This is a genomic window from Acinetobacter haemolyticus (assembly GCF_003323815.1).
Lineage (GTDB): Bacteria > Pseudomonadota > Gammaproteobacteria > Pseudomonadales > Moraxellaceae > Acinetobacter > Acinetobacter haemolyticus.
In genome coordinates this window covers 1,226,408-1,243,726 of record NZ_CP030880.1, presented here as the reverse complement: position 1 = coordinate 1,243,726, position 17,319 = coordinate 1,226,408, and the positions used below count along the sequence as shown (strand labels likewise).

General features: G+C 41.0%; 13 protein-coding genes and 2 pseudogenes. 6 read left to right on the top strand and 9 right to left on the bottom strand.

Annotation, left to right across the window (positions count from 1 at the left end; translation table 11 throughout):
• Positions 1–3: 3 nt before the first annotated feature.
• From DS737_RS05590 to DS737_RS05575, 4 genes and pseudogenes are all read left to right on the top strand, one after another.
• Positions 4–369: a hypothetical protein gene (locus tag DS737_RS05590; protein WP_104489485.1), complete on the top strand. Its 366-nt coding sequence runs from the start codon at positions 4–6 to the stop codon at positions 367–369.
• Between the two features lie 11 nt (positions 370–380).
• A complete protein-coding gene (locus tag DS737_RS05585; RefSeq protein ID WP_162784521.1) occupies positions 381–671 on the top strand; it encodes a hypothetical protein in 291 nt (96 codons plus the stop codon).
• 175 nt (positions 672–846) lie between these two features.
• Positions 847–2,026, top strand: a pseudogene (locus tag DS737_RS05580) (IS3 family transposase).
• A 93-nt stretch (positions 2,027–2,119) separates the two neighbouring features.
• Positions 2,120–3,048, top strand: a pseudogene (locus tag DS737_RS05575) (IS5 family transposase).
• A gap of 307 nt (positions 3,049–3,355) precedes the next feature.
• Here the strand turns inward: DS737_RS05575 and DS737_RS05570 are convergent.
• The 4 genes from DS737_RS05570 to DS737_RS05555 form a co-directional block, all read right to left on the bottom strand.
• Complete coding sequence (locus DS737_RS05570; RefSeq protein ID WP_111828355.1) at positions 3,356–4,165, bottom strand: DUF6671 family protein; 810 nt, start codon at positions 4,163–4,165, stop codon at positions 3,356–3,358.
• A 1-nt stretch (position 4,166) separates the two neighbouring features.
• Positions 4,167–5,087, bottom strand: coding sequence for a sulfate adenylyltransferase subunit CysD (gene cysD / locus DS737_RS05565; RefSeq protein ID WP_228206856.1), 921 nt, complete (start codon positions 5,085–5,087; stop codon positions 4,167–4,169).
• A 113-nt stretch (positions 5,088–5,200) separates the two neighbouring features.
• Positions 5,201–7,648 (bottom strand): YbcC family protein, encoded by a 2,448-nt coding sequence (locus DS737_RS05560; RefSeq protein ID WP_157980307.1) that lies wholly within the window; start codon positions 7,646–7,648, stop codon positions 5,201–5,203.
• On the bottom strand, positions 7,632–9,332 hold the full coding sequence (locus DS737_RS05555; protein ID WP_108675648.1) for an NADH-quinone oxidoreductase subunit L: 1,701 nt from the start codon (positions 9,330–9,332) through the stop codon (positions 7,632–7,634). The genes DS737_RS05560 and DS737_RS05555 overlap by 17 nt, the downstream gene beginning before the upstream one ends.
• A gap of 110 nt (positions 9,333–9,442) precedes the next feature.
• Here DS737_RS05555 and DS737_RS05550 point away from each other — a divergent pair, with 110 nt between their 5' ends.
• The gene (locus DS737_RS05550; protein WP_108675649.1) at positions 9,443–10,336 is read left to right on the top strand and encodes a LysR family transcriptional regulator; all 894 of its coding nucleotides are present in this window, start codon (positions 9,443–9,445) and stop codon (positions 10,334–10,336) included.
• Positions 10,337–10,450: 114 nt separating this feature from the next.
• Here the strand turns inward: DS737_RS05550 and DS737_RS05545 are convergent, their stop codons facing one another.
• From DS737_RS05545 to DS737_RS05525, 4 genes are all read right to left on the bottom strand, one after another.
• A complete protein-coding gene (locus DS737_RS05545; RefSeq protein WP_108675650.1) occupies positions 10,451–13,288 on the bottom strand; it encodes a DEAD/DEAH box helicase family protein in 2,838 nt (945 codons plus the stop codon).
• Positions 13,281–14,729 (bottom strand): site-specific DNA-methyltransferase, encoded by a 1,449-nt coding sequence (locus tag DS737_RS05540; RefSeq protein ID WP_111828358.1) that lies wholly within the window; start codon positions 14,727–14,729, stop codon positions 13,281–13,283. Before DS737_RS05540 ends, DS737_RS05545 begins: the two co-directional genes overlap by 8 nt.
• 124 nt (positions 14,730–14,853) lie before the next feature.
• The gene (locus tag DS737_RS16255; RefSeq protein WP_228206846.1) at positions 14,854–15,318 is read right to left on the bottom strand and encodes a hypothetical protein; all 465 of its coding nucleotides are present in this window, start codon (positions 15,316–15,318) and stop codon (positions 14,854–14,856) included.
• A gap of 31 nt (positions 15,319–15,349) precedes the next feature.
• Positions 15,350–15,568 carry a DUF6471 domain-containing protein gene (locus DS737_RS05525; protein ID WP_111828409.1) on the bottom strand — a complete coding sequence of 73 codons (219 nt, stop codon included), beginning with the start codon at positions 15,566–15,568 and terminating at the stop codon, positions 15,350–15,352.
• 111 nt (positions 15,569–15,679) lie between these two features.
• On the opposite strand from DS737_RS05525, the gene DS737_RS05520 reads away from it, so the two are divergent.
• Entirely contained in the window at positions 15,680–16,609 is a 930-nt protein-coding gene (locus DS737_RS05520) for an IS5-like element ISAba10 family transposase (protein WP_005274609.1), read from the top strand.
• A 33-nt stretch (positions 16,610–16,642) separates the two neighbouring features.
• Here DS737_RS05520 and DS737_RS05515 read toward each other — a convergent pair whose 3' ends face one another.
• Positions 16,643–17,290, bottom strand: coding sequence for a hypothetical protein (locus tag DS737_RS05515; RefSeq protein ID WP_228206845.1), 648 nt, complete (start codon positions 17,288–17,290; stop codon positions 16,643–16,645).
• Between the last annotated feature and the right edge of the window lie 29 nt (positions 17,291–17,319).

Here is a 17,319-nt window from a genome sequence, read left to right as displayed (position 1 = left end):
CTCATGCTAAAAAAAATTTTAGTCACGTCTCTACTGTCTTTAGCAAGTGTCAGCACTATCGCTCAGGAAGCTAAAATTGAGGCAATTAAAGCACCGTTCCATGTTGGTAAGACAGTCATGGCTTGTGGTCAATTGGCAGAAGTTAAACATTTTGAAAATCGCCATTATTTGAATCTTGATCGAAAGTATCCGAATCAAACGCTAACGCTTTTAGTTTGGGACAATAACTACAAATGGTTTGAAGAGCGTTTTGGTCGCATTGATGGCATGGTTGGTAAACGTTTCTGTGCTCGAGGAACGATTGAAGAATACAAAAATAATCTGCAAATGAAGGTGAACAATCCTCAGTTCTTACGCTTGATGAAATAGTGGATTTTCATGTGTCTGAGTTGTGGATTCGAATAAAGCAGGTCTTAGCAAAGGCTTGGGAAATCTTCCAAATGCTTGTAGGATTGGCTTTTATCCTCTTTTTGTTGGTTTCATGTTTTTCATCGGACGATAAAGACGATGATTATCAAAAAGATAATTATGAGCCTTATAGCTATGAGCATAACGATGTATATCAAAATGAGCCTTATTACGAGCAGGATACGTATTATGATCAGGATGATGACGAGTATCCTAGTTATGAAGAAAAATGGTCTCCTGAAGGTGACTATATTGGGTCATGAATGATAGAGATTAAAAAAATCAGAGCTTTAGAGCTCTGATTTTTTATCGTTCTATTGAGAGCGTTCAAAATTCTGTGTAAGCCTAATTGGCTAGAGTTTAATTGATCCTAGACAAAATAATGGACAGCACGTCCCTCTAAAGATAACGTAACTTTAATCTATGGAGATTCAAGAAATGGCGAAACGCTTTAGCACCGAATTTAAACAACAATCGATAGAGTACGCACTAGCAAACACACATGAACCATTAGCTGCCATAGCTAGGAAGTTAGGTGTGGGGTATTCAACACTAGATAAATGGGTACGTGAAACGAATCTGGCTGGAACCAGTAAACGACAACTTACACCAGAACAACAACGTATTGTTGAACTTGAGAAGGAAAACAGACAACTCAAGGAAGCCAATGATATTCTAAAAAAGGCGCATGTGTACTTTCTGACCGCCGATCAAACCAAGAAAAGTACACGGTAATAGCGGATTTAACGATGAAAAAGGCAGTCACTATATCTTCCGCCTGTAAATACTTAGCCGTCAGCCCTTCTGGTTATTATGCTTGGCGTAAGCGACGAGTTGATACTGCTCAGAAATATACTGATTTAAAAGCAGTGTATTGGCACCATCATGCTCGCTTAGGTGCCCCATCACTCGTTCATGATATGCATGATTTGGGTTATAACCTGAGCGAACGTACGGTAGGAAGAATGCTCAAGCATCTCGGGTTACGCAGTAAGATTTCCCGTAAATATAAACATACGACAGATTCAAAGCATCGTTTGCCTACAGCTCCCAATCTATTGGATCGCCAATTTACCGTCACAAAGCCGAATCGGGTATGGACGACAGACATTACCTACATTCGAACCAAAGTAGGCTGGTTATATTTATGCGTGATGTTAGATCTATTTAGCCGTCGTATTGTGGGTTGGCAAACCAGCTATCGAATAGACCGTCAATTGGTGTGTGACGCATTTAATTATGCAATGGCACGTCAGGGTTATCCAAAGGGTGTGATGGTTCACTCGGATCAAGGCAGTCAGTATTGTAGTCGTGATTTTAGAGCGATACTATTGATGAATGGATGTATTCAAAGCATGTCACGCAGTCTTGCGCAGTACACTGCTCATGTTGGGATAATGCTGTAACCGAAAGCTTCTTTCATACATTGAAAGGTCATGTGGTACACGGTAGTGTGTTTACTACCAGAAAAGAAGCCAATGCTGTTTTGTTTGAATATATTGAGATTTACTACAATCGAATCAGGCGACATTCTGCCAATGGTTAGTTAAGCCCAGAAGCTTTTGAGCAGAAATATTTTAGAGCTTTAGAGGGATCGACTGTTCACAATTCTGTCTAGGATCAGAGACATAGTTTTCCCCTTTATAATTATCAAATAGGCTTTGTTGCACAAAGCTATTCTTGAAGGCTTCTTCAGTAATATAATTTCCAGATGAAGAAGCCTACACCTAAAATCTATCGTACAACCAATTGGTCCTCGTATAACCAAGCTTTAATCAAGCGAGGAAATATTTCAATCTGGTTTGATCCTAAGACGCAATGGTATGCACAACCACAAGGCAAGCAAGGACGAAATCAAACTTATTCCGATACAGCGATTCAATGCTGTTTAATGATCAAATCTCTATTCCGTCTTTCTTTACGTATGGTTACTGGCTTTGTTCAAAGCCTGATTAAACTCTGTGGCTTGAATTGGACAGCACCAGATTACTCCACCCTTTGTAGACGACAAAAGCATATTGATATTGCGATAAGCTATCAGAAAAGTCATGATGGGTTACACCTACTTGTCGACTCTACGGGTTTAAAGTTTTTAGGTGAAGGCGAATGGAAGCGTAAAAAACATCAGCCTGAATACCGTCGGCAATGGCGTAAACTGCATATTGGTATAGATGCTGAAACACTGCAAATACCTGCCGTTCAGCTTACGAAAAATAATGTCAGGGATTCACAATTACTAGGTGATTTACTGGATCAGATCCCACCAGATGAGCGAATCTGTATATACCGATGGGGCGTACGACACGAAGTGCTGCAGACAAGTGATTTTTAGATCATCAAGCACATGCAGTAATTCCTCCCAGAAAGAATGCCAAGCACTGGAAAGATTCTAAAATCAGTTCAATAGAACGAAATGAGTTACGTGAAACGGTTAAACATTTAGGCAGAACACTATGGAAAAAATGGTCGGGCTATCACTGTCGAAGTTTGATGGAAACCAAAATGCATTGCATCAAATTATTAGGAGATAAGCTGACGGCATGACCTTTTCAAAGTCAGGTCAATAAAATTCATGCGCGTGTGGCAGTTCTGAATAGGTTTACGGAATTAGGTAGATCTCATACCCAAGTTGTCACTTAAATTTGAATAGATTGGAGAAAACTCAGCTTTTGAATGTTTATGCATCAAAGCCACACTCATTCATGATAATAAACTATGGATAGGTCATAAAAGTGGCAATATTAAATTCAAAGTACCTAGTCACTATGAATTTGAAGAAACATGCTACTAGCAGGACCATACTGGACAAAAATGACCTAGTTTTGGAATTCTTTATTGGTGTCACAATCTTGAACATGCCAAACGGTATGAAGAATTGATCTTGTACTGTAATTATAATTAGCAAGATTCTCCCAAATATAACAATTATGATGCAATTGACATCTACTTAGGGATTACAATATTGACATTGCCCCTGCGTCGCTCTGGTATCGATAGTTTGAATCTGCTCAAACTGGCAAAGTGGACAATGCCACACCGAGGCTTTGGGCATGGTGGTGGGCAGGTGACAATATTCACAGAGTGCGCCTGCAATATGCTTTGTGATCGCAAATCCCGCGGCATGGCATTGTGGACAGGCACAATTTAATTTTTGTGCCAGTGCCTCGGCACAGCGTGCAAGCATTAGTCTGCGTGTAGGGTTACGGTTGGCACGCATGTCCGTGTTTAAGTCAATAGGATCGCCGCTTAGTAATAATGGGGTCAGATAGGCTGCTAACGCTGCATCGCTATTGAGGTCTTTATTAAAGATGGGTTGGTTAGCCTGACCCACAATAATACCATGCGAGGGAAAACCGATCCTGTTGGCAAACTGCTGTGCCTGCTGCATGGTGGTTACTGTGGTATGGTTATAGTTTGTTTGTGCACCCTGCACCCAGCCATAAATCGCATAGTTGAGTTCTGCATCCCAAAATGCGAGCACTTCAGTACCCCACGGTAGCATCCCCAGCATGGGGTCAGCACCAAAACAGCCTTCACTGCCTAGTCCAAAACGGTTGCCACTAAGCTCACAGGCCATCTGTGCTTTTTTAAGTGCCGTGTCTGATTGCGAGTCAAGCCGTGCAATTTCGCCAGTAAAAGTACCAAATGTATCAGTATCAAAATCGTCAACCTCATACACCAGATACCCCGTATTAGCCAGTGCAATAGCCACCGCCTGCTGTTTACGGTGCTGAGTTAAAAACGCTAGAGAAAGCATATTAAAAGTACCCCTCTTGTTTTTTCTTTTCCATGGAACCAGCCTGATCATGGTCAATCATGCGGTTTTGTCTTTCACTGGTGGTACTTTGCAGCATTTCACAAATAATTTTAGGCAAGGTATCTGCGCTGCTGTCCACCGCACCCGTCAGCGGATAACAGCCCAAAGTACGAAAGCGGACTGAGCGGGTTTGAATGGTCTGCTGCTCTTTAGGACTTAAATGGCTTAGAATCCGCTCGTCATCAATACAAATCCAGGTATCATCCTTCCATACCACTTGCCGAGGTTTGGCAAAATACAGTGGCACTATGTCAATATTTTCCAACATGATGTATTGCCAGATATCAAGTTCTGTCCAGTTGGATAAAGGAAACACGCGAATATTTTCACCTTTGTTCAGCTTGCCGTTATAAATATTCCATAATTCTGGACGCTGGTTTTTGGGGTCCCAGCGCTGTCTATTATCCCGAAAGGAAAAAATACGCTCTTTTGCACGGCTTTTTTCTTCGTCACGGCGGCCACCACCAAAACAGGCATCAAACTGATAGAGGTCAAGTGCCTGTTTTAATGCTACCGTTTTCATCATGTCGGTGTATTTGCTGGAGCCATGTTCAAAGGGGTGAATATTTTGTGCAAGGGCTTCGGTATTGACGTGCACCAGAATATCAAGCCCCAGCGTTGCGGCAAGGCGGTCACGAAACTGTGCCATTTCAGCAAATTCCCAAGTTGTATCCACATGCAGCAAGGGAAAGGGAACTTTGGCGGGGAAAAAGGCTTTGCGTGCCAAATGCAGCATTACGGTAGAGTCTTTGCCGATAGAATAAAACATGCACGGATTACTAAATTCGGCGACTACTTCACGCATGATAAAAATAGCTTCTGCTTCAAGCTGACGTAAGCACGACAGCCGATGAAGGTCAATAGGTGCCAAGTCTGGAGCGCGTGGTGCGGGTTGCTTTAAATTCATCATTCATTGTCCTAAAGCAGAGTTTTAAATAATCAATATATTAGTGTGTTAGACAGCGCTTCATAGTCTCATACCACAAGATGATGTTGCGTATGCCATTGCCATGTATGATTTTCAAACATCAAACGGTCAATTTGACCGCCATCAGGGTCAATAGCGTTTAGATAGAGCCACTCACCCGCCACCAGTTGCTGTAGGCTGGTATGCTGTTGCACAACTTCCAAAATGTTGGTTTTAGGGGCTTCCACCCACACGCATAGGCGCTGCGGCGTATGTATCCACTGTTCGCCATCATGTAGTGATTGCATGGGCAACCCAAGGCGCAAATCGCCGCCATTGCCTTCAAATACCCCAATATTACCGCCAACAATGTTGTGCAATACCTTATTGCCGCTGCCCCAGTGCTGGTTATCCACGGTTGAGGTGTAATACTGCATGTTGATCCAGTGCGCCACGATCATGGGTGCGGTTAAAATCAGCTCAAGCAGTTTTAAATCGCTATCGGTTTGATAATTATAGTCATGTAAAAAGCAGCGACCTTGTAGGTCAATATGCTTGCTACGCTGACGTGGTGCGGCAATAAAGCCTGCATTGTTAGCCAGCCCCCATTCTGGTCTTACCTGTGCCCAGTCCTTTGCCCGTTGTTGCAACTGCGGTAGCAATGACGTACCTGTTTTTAATTTAAGCTCACTGCTACGTTCTATCCGTACCAGCTCGCACGCCTGATCAAGCCAGCCAAGCAGTTGTTGTAACTGTTGCTGGGGAAATTCGGCTGGCACATCAAAAAGCTGGATATGATCGGTGGTGGTGTCGTGCAAGGCAGCAATAAACTGCGTTGAAGCCGGAATGTTGATGTGATGATTGTATTTCAGCGTCACCTGAATATCGGGATGATTGAGCAAACTGGCCAGCAAGCGTACGTTGACTTCACCACTATGACCACAACATGCTCCGCAATCCAGTCCGGCAGCATGCGGGTTGTTGGTGCTGCTGCTGGCATGTGCCGTTAATAATACCACAGGCGCAAGCTGATGGTTTAAGCCCATGGCGACCAGAATATTGGCACATAAAGCCGCTTTATCCTTTAGATCAAGGTCATTGAGTGCAGGTGCAGTTGCCGGATTGCTGATGGAAGCTAATGACTGAGCCGATTGTCTGGAAATGCTGCGTTGAATTAGTTTGAACGCATAACCCAACCCCAGCGTTTCTACAAAGCCAAAACCGCTACTGGCAGATTGCTTAAACTGCCGTAACAGAGCAAGCTGGCTGGCTTGAGTTTCTCTATACTGCGACAAGTCATGCAGGTGTGTCACTGAGGTGCTATGTTCCTTCACCTGAAGGCTTGCGCTCAACAAACCTGGCAGTTGCGGGCTAAACTGGCTGGCACCTGCTGCCTTGTATTCAATCGGCAAACCAAAAAAACCAGCAAAACCATGAGTACTAATCGCAGATGATTGTTGTTCAAGTGCACGCCGTACCCGCTCAGAGCGCACATCAATACAGAATACGGCTTGCAGTGCGACTGCTGTGTTAGCCTGTAGCGTACTGGTTGGCGCCAACAGTTGCAAATTGATGTCCTGCTGCCAGCTTAATTCCAGTGCGGTCTGGTATAACCACTGGGTTTTTGCCTGATCGACAGGTGGGCAAGACAGCTGATCGTACCACTGTTGTAATAGTGGCTCGCTGGCGAGCTGCTGTGACAAAATCCAGTCCCATGCCAGCCGCATCGCCAGTAAATCAATTAACGTCGATGGTGGCAAATTTGATGGTTGCAGATGGTCTAATGGTAAATTCCCGATTACATTACCTGCCTGCTGATCGTGATAAGCGGCAAAACTGGCCCAACCCTTAATACTCAGCAATAACGCCATAAAATAAGGCATTAGCTGGTCGGTATTGAGTTTTAGCTGCTGAATCACGCTAACAATCAGGCTGCCCGGTTGTTGGGGTAAATGAGCAATGCATTGACCAAGATCATCTATGCCAGTGCTTAGGGCCAGACCTGCATCATGCTGTGCGGTGACTTGCCACGCCTGATACAGTGAAAGATGCGCATTATTTTTCCACAATGCCTGCCCTTGATCAAACCATGAACCACAGTGCTGGCCAATATGCTGTAAACCCAACTCGGTTAAGGTGCTTAAGCGCTTATGTGGGCTGTTTTGATCCAGCCACTGGCTGATCAGCAAGTTTGACAATGGATTAACATTTTCAGGGTATGGATAGTTGTCCTGCTGTTGCTGTAGTCTGGCAACAATGGCTGGTTTAATTTTTCCTTTACGCATAGCCTGCTGATACCATTCAGGCGACATGGTGCATTGCCCTCCATTCCACTGCATCAGATTTGTTGCAGCCTGCGTGAGTGGCTGGTCAATCAGTCCCCACCAGGGGTTAACCGCAATAAAGCGGTCAAGTGGCCAGGTGGGTGCAATCCGTGCACAGGCTTGATAGGCGTGCTGTAAAATCTCATGGGCACTTACACAAATATTGGCTTGCAGGTTAACAGTCGTATTCATGTGAGCACTCCATTTTTTGCTGAATAGTGTTTTGCTTAGGATCATTTGGCTTAGGGCTGGTTTGTTTAACGCTTAACCCATACAGGCTGTAGCGAATAATCGGCGAGATGATTCGGGTGATGTATTCATCCAGATAAAATCCTGCAAAGGCATGTGGATGTAACCAGCTTGCTAGCTTACCCTGCGTGCGTAGTAATACACTTTGTTGTAACCAGAGCAAAATGCCAAAACCAATCAATGGCAACACCAGATGAATGATAGGTGGTGTAAGGGTTGAAGATGTAACTACTTCGGCAAAGATAAAATGCAGCAAACCATAACCGATGATGGCAACAACTGCCACGAGGATAACAGTTTGCATGGTGATCTGGTGCTTGGCATGGCGGCTATGCTGGCTGGTCAGTACCGAAACTAGACCTGCCGCAAAACACAGACCAAGTACCTGACTGGCTGCACTGATAGGTAAGTACCAGATAAGCAAGCCTGCCACCAGCAGAACAATCAGGCTGCCTGCAAATGTCTGTAACTCTGTCTTTAACTGGCTCTGTACCTGTAAAGGTGACTGGTTTAAAGGTGCACCAGAATCACGTTTTTGATAATTGTTTAAATGGCTGACCTGCTGGCTGGTTTGACCTGCATCCAAAAATGTATAAGCCTTATAAAGTGCATGAGCAATCAGGTGTAGTAGTGCCAGTGAATAAGCACCCAGCCCGATTTCCAGTAGCATAAATCCCATTTGCGCACAGGTTGACCATGCCAGCATGACTTTGACGCTGATGCGCGTCATCATGACCAGACTGGCAATACATGCCGTTAGCGTTCCACTGGCTACCAGCAACAACTGCACATCAGGCAAATGATCAAGCACGCTGCTTAAGCGCAACAACAAAAAACCGCTTAAATTAATAATACCCGCATGCAGTAGTGCCGATACAGGAGTTGGTGCTTCCATTACCTGTAACAGCCAACCATGCAAAGGCAACGGTGCACTTTTAAGCACCATGCCAGCAAATAATGCGAACAATCCGATATGCGTGCCAAGCGATAAGTGAGGCAAGCCTTGCAACTGCTGCAACAATACATCAATGTGCAGGGATAAGCCTTGCTGAAGCAGCAACAAAGCGCCACCAAGCATCAAAGCATTGGCAAACATGCAAAATATAAGGCGCTTGGCAGCCGCCACAGCCGCCGCTTGACGTTGGCGATAAAAGGTCAGTAGCCGATGCAGCGCCAGATCATTGACCAGCCATAACAACACCAGCACTAGCACATGATTACTGATAACAATTAACCAGATACTTAGCAAAGTCAGGGTTAAGGCATTTAAGTACTGTTCAAGCTGTTTTTCACCCTGCAAATAATGATCAGAAAATCTGGTAATCACCCAGCCAATTAAACTGGTTAGCGCCAGCATTAGAGAGCTTAATGTATTTAACTGAACCAATTGCAGCCAGAGGTCAACTGGCGCTAAAACATGCGCTGCACGACCAAAAAACAACGATACGATGGCAAGCCCAAACATGCTGAGGCAAAACACCGATAACACATGGCATTTTTGGGCAAAACCTATACCGCGTTTGGCACTTAAACCAATGCTTATGGCGCATAGCAACACGATTACCAGTGCGCCATAAGCCAGGAGTTGACTGGATATAAATAACTCATGTGGCACAATGCTTAGCATGATCAACTTCCTATTCTTGACATTTGATTAGTTTGAGATCATTTTTTTATTCTGTAAAATTCATAATAAAGACCAAAACGTTCTTTTTATTAGAACAATTAGGAGACCGCATGGCTTACTTAAATTATCATCACTTAAATTATTTTCGTGTTGTGGCAAAAACAGGGCACTTGAGCCGTGCTGCACAGCAATTACATATTGCCCAATCGGCACTATCGAGTCAGATTAAACAGCTTGAGCAGCAACTAGGACAGGCTTTATTTTTACGTCAAGGCAGACGGCTGGAACTTACCGAAGCTGGACGGATTGCGCTAAGTTACGCCGAAAATATTAACGCGCAAGGCAGTGAACTATTATCCCTGTTTCAGGAGGGTGATGCAGTCACGCGGCAAATCCTGCGTATTGGTGCTGTTGCCACCTTAAGCCGCAATTTTCAGGAAAGTTTCATTGAACCTTTATTGCACCGGCAGGATGTCAGGCTGGTCATGCAATCAGGCGGCATAACTGACTTGTTAAATCGTCTTGCTGCCCACCAGCTTGATGTTGTGTTATCCAATCGGGAGGAGTATGCCAGTAGTGTGCAGGCGTGGCGTTGCCAGCGTATTGCCAGACAAACCGTTAGCCTGATTGGCAAACCTCGATCGGTTAAAACTCCATTTTGCATCACCAGTGATCTACAACATACAACATTGATTGTGCCGGGTCATGAGAACGCCCTGCGCGGTCATTTTGATTTAATGTGTGAAAAATTGCAGGTTAAACCAACCATTTTGGCGGAAGTGGATGATATGGCCATGATGCGGGTGCTGGCACGCGCCAGTACTGCCGCCATCTTGGTACCCCCTGTGGTAGTACGTGATGAACTCAAACAGGGGGCTTTACAAGAGTACACTGTGTTTCCTGATTTATATGAAGATTTTTTTGCTATTACTATACAGCGCCAATACCAGCATCCGCTGCTGACCGACCTACTAGCACGCAGCGAAAAAGATATATTTGGTTAGATGGGTACAATCATGCTATCTATTGATATTTGCACTTTACTGATATTAACGATATTAAATCGTAACCGCACAAAAATATAATAATCAATCACTTATAGCTAGAAAAAGCCGAGATTAACTCGGCATTCTTGTACAGAAATCAATAGCGAAATCAGATTCATCTCTAGGATCAGTATTATAAAATTTAAATCCTAAACATTTAATCTCTTTATAACCATGCGATTTGACTTCATTTAAGAACTCAACGTAGTTTTGTGAATCATCTTGTTCTGCATCAAAAGCAATTTGGCTTTCATCATCCAAACTAATCAATACTTCCTCTTTCCATGTATCCTTTTCAAGTAAATGACCGCCTTTAGGCTCAATTAAGCATTGATAGTACATTTCACTATTTTCAGCATCATTAATGATCAGCATGTAGTCAGGGCTGAATCTTCGGCCATCTTTAGGACTAAACAACCAATAATCGAGTTCATTGCGAATAAGGTAAATCTCTGCACCCTTGTAGCGTGATTTAAGCTCATCAATTTGAGTTGCAACAAACTTAACAAAGCGTTTTTCTTCACTTGTGCCATAGTTTTCACTGTAGGCATACCAATCGGCAGTTTCAACATCAAACTGTAGATCTGGATTGTCATGGCTTGACTGTGGTTTTGCACGTTCATCAGGTGCATGATCACTTGTTTCGCTATCTAAGTCTTGGATAGGGAAGGAAACCAAGTAGATGTTCTTTTCTTGCTGAAAGATGGACGATAGTGATTTGGGTTTAAAAATATGACTACCTGTAATCTTCGGCATGTGCCGATCTATGGCTTTACGTACTTCGGGTAGAATCACACCGACCAATAATTGCAGTTTTTCATGCGCTTCAAGTTGATGAATGTCCTTGCCTTCTGAATAAGAATATTTAATTTCATATAAAGGGAGGTATTTTTCAATCAATTCATCAATGCTTTTTATCCCGACAATATGATTTTTCAGATGGTTAAATCGAAAGAAATTATTTTCCGCTGACATTAATGCCTTACGGATGATCAACGGTGAAAAGTATTCATCGGTTAAATGAATGGTTTTATACTGAATCCCTGCCTGAATTTTATTTTGCTCTTTGTCCGTTAAACTTCTTGTGTGAAGTCGGTAGGTACTGGCTTTGATTTCCTTTTTAAAAGTGGCATCAATTTCTGTATCCGTTGTTTTACTGCGGTATAGTTGCTGATTCACCAATACAAAACCTTTTTTATAGGTTTCACTATTGAGGAATTCGGACTTGAGCTTAATCGTCCGTTTTTCCATACTTTTATTGACAATTCCCTCATCGAGTAAGGCATATTGCAAGTTATCTAAGAACGTACCTGTTTTAACAAAGTGGTAGAAGAAAGTTTCTAAAATACGTCCATGCTCATGCGGTGCATTATCAAATTTACGTTTGAATGGATCGAACTCATAACTATGTTCTTCATCAAATAGCCCTCCACTTTGAGATATCTTATAAGCTCTTGGCAGTTTGTATGGACACAATCTTGCACCACGACCAATCAACTGAATATCTTGTAGCGATACTTTTTTTGTTTCTGAAATATCAAAATGAATAATGTCAAATAGGCTAAGTACATCCCAACCTTCATTAAGGGCATTAACAGAAAAGATTGCCCGAATGACATTTCTTGGGCTATCTAATAAAGGTAGTAAATCGGCTTTCTCTTTTTTCTGACTGTTATACGTCATACTGTTGTCTTCACGGAAACGCATCTTAATTTCCGCAATAAATGCATTTAAACCATTAGGGTCTTGAGTTGATACCAATCCTGATTTTCGTGAAGCAAGCCAACTGAACATTTGAGAGATAAATCGGTTTCGATCTTCTTCTATGAGGGATTGCTGTGTGCCTGAACTTAAGTTTTTTAAATGATCTAAATCACTTACTTTGAGTGAACTAATCACTTTATGGAAAAACGCCCGATCTTCCTCACTCTTGGCAATTTTGGTTGATTTAATCAAAATAATAGGATTAACCTGAACATTCATTTCTCGTTCAGCTAGTAATCTACGGTATTCACTCATCACGACTGCATTGATAACCAATAAACGCTTTTGATCTTCAATCTGTGTTTCTTCGTTATAGAGGAAGCCGACTTCTTTACTGTATCCATCCTTATTGAATTGCAGAAAATCGTAACGATGAATCAACTTATCACGGTATTTTTTATGAATGAGTGGATTTTCTAAATCTACGGTAGCGGTAAACTCTAACAGTAAATTATCGGGACGAGCATAGATTGCAGATTGAACAGCCGTTTCCCAATTGCGAATATCTTCGTCTTCGGTTTTCTTGAGTTTTTTACGGGTATCCACATTTAAACGGTGTGCTTCATCGGCAATAACAACAACAGCATTGTCCGCAAAATCCTGGGAAGTCAGGCTATTTTCATTGTATTCTGTCAGGCGATTATATAAAAGTGCTGTGCTGAAAAACATGAAGTTAATCGCATCTTTTTGGGCATCTTGAAACCGATCAATCGCACGAATATTAATGGTTTTACCGTTTAATTTAACCCCTTTAGGATTAAATAGATATTTGGCAAACTTATAATCTGTGAAGTTTTTTACCGCCTGATTTTTAATTTGCAACTGGTGTACCAGGAACACAAAATTGCGATAGCCTTTTTGATATAGATACAGGATAGCAGCAGCCATTGTGAGCGTTTTACCTGTACCTGTCGCCATATTAAACAACAAATGCTTAGCTTGACTTGGGTCTTGCTCAAATAGCCAAATAAAGTGCTTGATGGCAACTTCCTGATAATCTCGTAATGTCTTTGAAAGATTATCGGTGATGTAAGTCGGGAGTTGATAATCTCTGACCCACTCCTGATATTCAGGATTCGATTCAATTTGATTAAACAAGAACTGCGACAATGTATCCTTGACTTTGGTTTTTGTGCTTTTAGTCATTGTTCGCCCCATAGAATAGATCGGTTAAAGCCATTTCTTCATCTGTGACATGGTAACGGCTATCACGCATATCTGCATGATTCAGATAAAGTTGGTTTTCATCCAAAATGCCAATCAGTAATTCTTTGCGTTGATCTAAATCTAGTGAACGGAAGTTTTCATCTTTTTCAAATTCGTTTTTCTCGAACCAAAACTTCAAGAAGGCATTTTTAGCCATTTCATTGTAGACTTCATCTAGCTCACCTTTACTATTGGCAATCATGATTTTATCTAAAAAGTCTTGGTTATATTTTTTAAGCTCAAAATAAACAAATGAACCACCACCTTGCCAATTCAAGGCCTTAGAAATACCGCTTTGCTCACCGTCAATAACTTTTGTTAATCGCTGTAATGTAGTGTCTTCGATATAGTCCATTTGTTCAATGCCAATCCAGCGACGATTCATTTTGTGGGCGACAGCACACGTTGTTCCTGAACCTAAATGGTAGTCAAGAACGATATCGCCTTCATCAGTTGCTAGTTCTATTATTTTCTTAAGTAATTGCTCTGGTTTCTTTCCATTAGGGAAAAGAACGTCACCTTCTTTTGTTAGGTTATTTAGTGGAAATCCATCCCAATAAGTTCCTAATTTTTCTAATTTGATAAGTTGTCCATTTTTCTTAACAGCTACATCTTTAAGCCATGCAATGAGGTCACAATTATTTCCTTTATAATATAGAGTTGTTCTTTTTCCTTTACTTTTCCCTGATATTGGAGTGTAGTCAATACTTACGAAATCATATTCACCATTAATAGCATCCATTACTCTTGTTCTAATAGAGCTTTGAGCATTTGTATCACGGAATATAAAATCAAAATATTTCAAATAACATTCTTCTTCTGAAATATTTTCTTCTTTACTTATTTTAGATATTGGTTCAATAACAACATTATCGTGTGTGTATAAATCAATAGGTTGACCTGAACCATCATGGATGGTCTTTAAGAGTTTTCTAGTTCCTAAGCTCTTTATTACTCTGGTATATTTCCAACTTTTACCTTCATCACGCATTTGCTTAATTACGCTAAAGAGGTCTTCTTCTTCATACACCTCATTAAATTTCTTAAAACCCGAATCACCATCCATGTTTTTTGTATAGATAATAATATACTCAATATTTTTTTTTAACTTTTTGTCCTCACCACCACCTGATGCGCCTGAGGTTTGTTTCATTTTTACTGAAATCTGGTTTAAGAAATTGCTACGTCCAAAAACCTCATCCATTAACACTTTTAAATAAGCTTGTTCATTGTCATCACATTGAACAAAAATTACGCCTTCTTCTTTTAGTAAATCTCTTGCCACTTCAAGGCGATTTTTCATAAAAGTTAGCCAAGATGAATGGTTAAAACTATCATTATATGTAAAGCTATCACTTTCAGTATTATATGGTGGGTCGATATAAATTAACTTTACTTTACCCGCTAATCGTTCACGTAATGAATATAAAGCAAGTAAATTATTACCTTTAATTAATAAATTCTGTTGTAAATTTCCATTTTCATCAAAAAAAATTATTTTATTTTCAGATTCGTCTGTGCTGTGCTGTGCTGTGCTGTGCTGTGCTGTGCTGTGCTGTGCTGTGCTGTGCTGTGCTGTGCTGTGCTGTGCTGTGCTGTGCTGTGCTGTGCTGTGCTGTGCTGTGCTGTGCTGTGCTGTGCTGTGCTGTGCTGTGCTGTGCTGTGCTGTGCTGTGCTGTGCTGTGCTGTGCTGTGCAAGGGTGCGAATAATATTGGAAATTAGTCAATGCTTTTGGTTCAAATAAAGTATCAATATCAGAACCATCAGCTTCAAGATGAAGAAAACGTTCTTCACGCCCTAAATCTTCTTTGTTCATTCCAGCTTCAAGAACAGCATCTTTAAAGGGAAAGCTAAGTACAACATCATTATTATTGCTTAAAAAGCCTATTCGTTCCTGGCTGGTTGAATAAAGCCCAATTTTGTTGCTGTGGCGTGTATATCTGCCTTTTTTCAGTGAATTATCAGTCATGAAGAATATCCTATTTAGGTGTGGTAAGTGGTTATAGTCGAATTTCTTTACAATCAATCGCTTTAAGTATCTGAAGCATAAAAATAGCCCCAAATGTACCACGATTGATCTTATTGCTAATGTTTTGTGGTGTTTCGGATATACCCATTACTTCAAGTTTTTTGGATAGATCAATAAGACTTATATTTTTTCGGGCAATTTCTGCCTTAATTAAGCCTTTGGCATATTCTTTCCATTCATCGTCACTCACGGTTTGACCTCATAAAAAATTAACGACATAATATGTCGCTATAATATTTTAAATCATTATATTTGATGATGGCTTTGTTGCATAAATAAATTTCATCCCCATACATGTTAGATGAATACAGAATCAAAAAGCCGATACAAAACAACGAACTGGTCTGAGTACAATCAGGCTTTACGTCAACGGGGTGCTTTCACCATTTGGTTTGATCCCCAAATGCAATGGTCTGCAACACCTACTGGAAAAAAAGGACGTCAACCTACCTACACTGATATAGCAATTCAATTTGCCCTCACGATACGAAACCTGTTCCAACTGGCTTTACGCCAAACACAAGGTTTCATTCAAAGCCTTTTTCAAATGGCTCACCTCGACTGGAATGTTCCAGACTTCTCAACATTGAGTCGGCGAGCAGATAAGCTCCAGCCACTTCTACATAAATCAGCAAAAAATCCACAGGAAGACTTGCATATTTTAGTTGATAGCACAGGGATCAAAGTTACAGGTGATGGGGAATGGGTGCGTAAAAAACATGGCGTAAACCAACATCGTCAATGGCTGAAATTACATCTTGCGACAGATGCAAACAGTGGAGAAATACAAGCGGTTGAAGTCACGACCTGCCAATATGGTGATGCTGAAATCCTCCAACCTCTTTTAGATCAAATTGATGAACCCATTGCATCTGTCACGGCTGATGGTGCTTATGACACAGTGAATTGTTATGATGCGATTTTAAAACGGCAAGCAAATGTAATTATCCCTCCTCGTTCCAATGCTGCTTTATGGGCAGAAAATGAAATTGGTAAAGCAAGGAATCATGCAGTACAAGGCTGTTGGGACAAGGGTCAAAAGCAGTGGAAACGAGATATTGGTTATCATCGACGATCCCGAATAGAGGCTAAAATGTTTGCCTTGAAACGACTTGGACAAGGTGTATCTAGTCGATGCTTTAATCGTCAGGTGGTTGACTTGCAAATAAGAGTCGATATTTTGAATAAATTTACTCAACTTGGTACAGCTAAAACGGTGGCTGTTGCATAAATATCTGAAGATTAGAACAACTCTATCTTTCGTCTATTTGTGCAACAAAGCCAATTTAAAGTATTGATTGTCTTCTGGGTCTACACCTATAAACAAAGAAGGTCTAGAATTTTCTAAAATCAAAGCTAACTCTCGATTAGAATTATTTCTAAATCCAACTATTTTCTTAGTTGCTTCCTTAATTTTCTGATATTTTGTTTTTAAAAAATTGTAAGCTTCTAAAGTTGTAAAATAGTCTTCTACTTCATAATTTACAGGGTATAAATCTTCACCTGAATAATCTAAGTCTAACTCCTCAGTGAATGTCTTTACCTGATCTAGCCAGTCCTTTAAATTTAATTCTTTTTGTACAGATTGATCATATCCTTGTGGTAGGACATCCTCATCAACACGTAATAATCTATATGTTTGATCTGCGATGTACAGTATAAAATTTCCATTCTTTTCTAAATGAAGTACAAATAAGAAATCTTCTACTCTCTTCGCTTGAACTCTTTTTCTACCAAAACCTAAATACCCATACTTAGATGCTCCAGCATGGTAGATATCAATATTTGGAAATACTTGCTTTATTTCCATCAATTGTTCCCAAAACCAATTCTTCTGTGATTCCGATAAAAGTGCTACATAATCGTTAATACGAGGCAAGTTAAACTTCTGCTTAAATTTTTCTAATTCCATGAATTCAATAACCTTTAGCTTTATCTATT